General features: G+C 55.6%; 2 protein-coding genes. Both read left to right on the top strand.

From position 1 onward, the window contains the following. Window positions 1–145: 145 nt before the first annotated feature. Window positions 146–3,190 (top strand): YDG domain-containing protein, encoded by a 3,045-nt coding sequence (locus ACVBEF_RS20515; protein ID WP_447125759.1) that lies wholly within the window; start codon window positions 146–148, stop codon window positions 3,188–3,190. Between the two features lie 254 nt (window positions 3,191–3,444). Next, window positions 3,445–4,998 (top strand): ShlB/FhaC/HecB family hemolysin secretion/activation protein, encoded by a 1,554-nt coding sequence (locus ACVBEF_RS20510; RefSeq protein ID WP_447125758.1) that lies wholly within the window; start codon window positions 3,445–3,447, stop codon window positions 4,996–4,998. Window positions 4,999–5,017: the final 19 nt, after the last annotated feature.

Genomic DNA, 5,017 nt, shown 5'->3' with positions numbered 1-5,017 from the left:
CAGTCGGTGATAGCTTCTCTAAGCGCCCGGTTCATCGAGCACGAATCGATGTAGCTGGCTGATCGACCCGACGGACTACACCGTTGCTGCGAGCGGCGGCGATATCACCGGCGCGGCACTCTCGGCGAGTCTGGCGAATAACGCTGTGACGATTAAGAGCAGCGCAGGCACTGTTAGCGGCAGCACAGGCACCGTCAACGTCAATGATGTCGTGAGCTGGAGCGCCAACAAACTCACGCTTAACGCGCAAAACAATCTCAACATCAACGCTGTTCTGAACGGTTCCGGCAGCGCTAGTCTGACTGTGCAGTTCGGACAGGGCGCGTTGGCGTTGAACAATACCAGTGTCTACACCCGCAATGCCGTCATTAACCTCCCTGCAGGAAACAACTACAGCGTCCTGATCGGTTCAGACGGGGTAGTGCGCAACTTTACCGTCATCAATAGCCTGGGAGCTGCGGGTAGTATTACGGGTACTGATTTGCAAGGTGTCGAGGGTGCGCTAAGTACTAACTATGTGCTGGGCGGCAACATCGATGCCAGTACCACATCCGGGTGGAATACTGGTACGGGATTCATGCCCATCGGGACCGCAGTTACTCCCTATACCGGCGTCTTCGACGGCCTGGGCCACGCGATCAGTAATCTGACGATCAACCGTCCATCAGCCTACTCGGTCGGGCTATTTGGCTCTACCAGTTCTACTGCGGTGATCCGTAGTGTCGGATTAATCGGCGGGAGTGTGAGCGGCTTTGAATATGTCGGTGCATTGATAGGACACAACGATGGCACGGTCAGGAACAATTACTCAACTGTTAACGTCGTAGGGGCTTTAAGAGTCGGCGGACTTATCGGGGACAACGACGGCGGAATTATTTATAACAATACCGCCATAGGTATGGTGAGTGGGGCTTACTCGGTTGGCGGACTCGTCGGTTATAACTACTACGGGTCAATTGGCAGCAGCCGTGCCCTCGGCAATGTGATCGGCAACTCTGACGACGTCGGCGGACTTATCGGGACTAACAACTTTGGTGTTATCAGCAATAGTTACGCAATCGGCAGCGTAAGTGGTACTTCTAGCTACGTCGGCGGCCTCATCGGTGTGAGTAACCTTGGTACGGTCACTAACAGTTACGCCACCGGCAGCGTGAACGGAACCTACAACTACGTCGGCGGCCTCATCGGGAATAACTCCAGCGTGATTAACACGAGTTACGCCAGCGGCAGTGTGAGTGGTGGTAGCGAAATCGGCGGTCTGATCGGTGCCAACAGCAACAACGTCAACAATAGTTATGCCACGGGCAGCGTGCACGGAAACTACGCCTACGATGGCGGACTCATCGGGTATAACGGTGGTTCAGTCAATGGCACTTATGCCACAGGCAAGGTGAGTGGCAATGGCAGTGTCGGCGGTCTGATCGGCAGCAGTAGCAATTCTGTGAGCAACAGCTTTTGGGATATCACGACAACAGGCCAGACAGCTTCATCAGGCGGCATCGGCATGCTGAGCGCTCAAATGAAGCAACAAGCCAATTTCACTTCGGCCACCACTGCCAACGGCAACCTCAATCCCGGCGGAGATTTCACCAATACCTGGGCCATCTATAACGGCTACACCTATCCGTTGCTGCGCGCATTCATGACGGCGATCACAGTCACGGCTAACAATGCGACCAAGACCTATGACGGGCAGGCCTATGCGGGGGCTAGTGGCGTGACGTATTCCAGCACGCCCAATAGCAACCTCGCAGGTACGGTAAGTTACAGCGACCTCTCGGGGAACGCCGCTGTTCATGCCGGCAGTTACAGCATCATCGCCAGCGGACTGTATTCCAACCAACAGGGTTACCTGATTAATTACAACAGCGGCGCGCTCACGGTTAATCAAGCCCAACTGAACCTCACCGGTGTGACCGCCAGCAGCAAAATGTATGACGCCACCACCGTTGCCAAGCTAGTCGGTACTGCCGCAGTCGCTGCATTGGGCCACGATGTCGTGACCATCACCGGCACCGGCGTTGGTGCTTTTGCACTCAAAGATGTTGGTCTCAGAGCCGTCACCGTCAGCGGTTACGCCTTGGCTGGCGCGAATGCCGCCGATTACACGTTAGTTGAGCCAACCAGCTTATTGGCAGCCATTACGCCAGCACAATTGAATGTCACCGGCCTTACCGCCAGCGGCAAAGTGTATGACGGCACGACTGTTGCAAAGCTGGCCGGTACTGCTACCGTCGCAGCACTAGCGCATGATGTCGTGACCGTCACCGGTACTGGCGTTGGCACTTTTGCACTCAAAGATGTCGGTCTCAGAGCCGTCACCGTCAGCGGTTACGCCTTGGCTGGCGCGAATGCCGCCGATTACACGTTAGTTGAGCCAACCAGCTTATTGGCAGCCATTACGCCAGCACAATTGAATGTCACCGGCCTTACCGCCAGCGGCAAAGTGTATGACGGCACGACTGTTGCAAAGCTGGCCGGTACTGCTACCGTCGCAGCACTAGCGCATGATGTCGTGACCGTCACCGGTACTGGCGTTGGCACTTTTGCACTCAAAGATGTCGGTCTCAGAGCCGTCACCGTCAGCGGTTACGCCTTGGCTGGCGCGAATGCCGCCGATTACACGTTAGTTGAGCCAACCAGCTTATTGGCAGCCATTACGCCAGCACAATTGAATGTCACCGGCCTTACCGCCAGCGGCAAAGTGTATGACGGCACGACTGTTGCAAAGCTGGCCGGTACTGCTACCGTCGCAGCACTAGCGCATGATGTCGTGACCGTCACCGGTACTGGCGTTGGCACTTTTGCACTCAAAGATGTTGGCAGCAGAGCCGTCACAGTTAGTGGTTATGTCTTGGGTGGCGCGAGTGCCGCCGATTACACGTTAGTTGAGCCAACTAGCTTATCGGCAACGATCACGGCAGCGCAATTAAATGTCACCGGCCTCACCGCCAGCAGCAAAGTCTATGACGGCACGACTGTTGCGAAATTGGTCGGTAAGGCCACTGTCGCCGCATTGGGCCACGATGTTGTGAGTCTCAGTGGCACCGGCGTTGGTACTTTTGCACTCAAAGATGTAGGCGTGCGGGCAGTGAGCGTTGGCGGTTACACCTTGGCTGGCGCTAATGCAGGCGATTACACGCTAGTTGAACCAACTGGATTAAGCGCCAGTATTACATCAGCGCATTAAGTTGCCGTCGGTATGACGGATTGAAGTGAAAAATGGGTTGGGCGAGTGTCTATTTTGCCGATGGTGAAATAGCGATCGCGCAGTCCATTTTTAATTTAATGGTCGCAATCGCCAGCAGCCTGTCTGCGTCTGACAGACGACATATATGGACAAATGTCGATATATTTCTGCTGTATCAACGAGCGATTGCCGGATAAAACTGCCGATCAATCTGATTAGTCTCCATAACGCAGAAACGAACTAAGTAATTAATCATGAAGCCTGTTCAAACTCCACTCAAACCGTTGCTAGCCATTCTGTTAATGGCGTACTTTCCGCTGGCAGCGCATGCCGCAGGCCCGGTTATTCCCGGAGCTGGCGACATCCTGCAACAGATACAGCCGATCATGCCGCCGGAGCCATCGTCGGCTACGACCGGCTTAACCATCGTCCCGAAAGCCGCGGCCACGCTGCCCACGAGCGCGCCGTTTATGGTCAAGACCATCGTGATCACCGGCAACACGGTGTTCGATGCGGCCACGCTGCACGCCTTGATTGCCAATGCGGAAGGCAGCAACATCACGTTGACAGAGCTGGGCCAACTGGCCGGGCGCATTACCGACTACTACCATAGTCACGGCTATCCACTGGCCCAGGCGGTGATTCCGGCACAACAGCTCAGCGACGGAACGGTCACGATTCAAGTATTAGAGGCACGCTACGGCAACATTAGTCTGGTCAACAGCAGCCGTGTGGTCTTCTCTTTATTAGAAAAAACCCTCGCTTCTTTACAGGCCGGGCAAGAGATTGATCAAGCCAGACTAGACCACGCGCTCTTGCTGTTATCCGATATTCCCGGCGTCGTCAGCGGCGCAACGCTGGCCCCCGGTGAGACGGTCGGCACATCCGATTTGCTGGTCAAGGCAGAAGCTGGGCCGATGGTGTCCGGTTATGCGGTCATCGACAATGCGGGCAACCGCTATACCGGTCGCGGGCGTTTTGGTGCGACCCTGAATATCAACAATCCCTTGCATCTGGGCGACGTGCTTAGCGCTAACGTGCTGACCTCAGGCGGCGCGATGAACTATGGCCGTCTTTCTTACGAAGCGTTGATCAATGGTGAAGGCGCGCGCATCGGCGGCGCGTATTCCGGCTTGCATTACAGTCTGGGCAAATCGCTCGGGCCGCTCGACGCGCACGGTACTGCACAAGTTGACAGCCTGTGGGTCAAGCATCCGCTTATCCGTACTCGCGATGTCAATGTCTACGGCCAACTTCAATACGACCAATTAACTCTGCGCGACCACATTGACGCGACCACGATTCTGACCGACCGTCATCTGGAAAACTGGAATCTGGCGCTGAGCGGCGACGTGCGTGATGTCTTGCTGGGCGGTGCGATTAACAGCTGGAGCGCTGGTTGGACGACAGGGCGGGTCGGCTTTGATAATGCCTCAGCCAAGCTGGCCGACGCCGCTACAACCAAGTCGCAAGGGCGTTTCTCAAAATGGAATCTGAGCCTGTCACGCTTGCAAAACCTGACGCAGAGCAACTCATTGTTTGTATCGTTCTCCGGGCAGGTGGCTAACACTAATCTGGATTCGGCAGAGAAGATGTCCGCTGGTGGGATGTACACCGTGCGTGCGTATGACATGGGGGCGTTGTCGGGTGACACTGGCTATATCGGCTCGGTTGAATTGCGCCATGCATTAGGGGCGCTGCTGGATGGGCAATGGCAAGCGATCGCCTTTGCTGATAGTGCGCGGTTGACGATTAACAAGAATGTTTGGGTGGCAGATCGATTCGTGCTCGATGAACCGGGCGCTTAGAGAAGCTATCACCGACTGC

Source organism: Glaciimonas sp. GG7, assembly GCF_052976905.1.
Note: the sequence above shows the minus strand (reverse complement) of the source record. Positions and strands in the feature narration are given on the sequence as shown.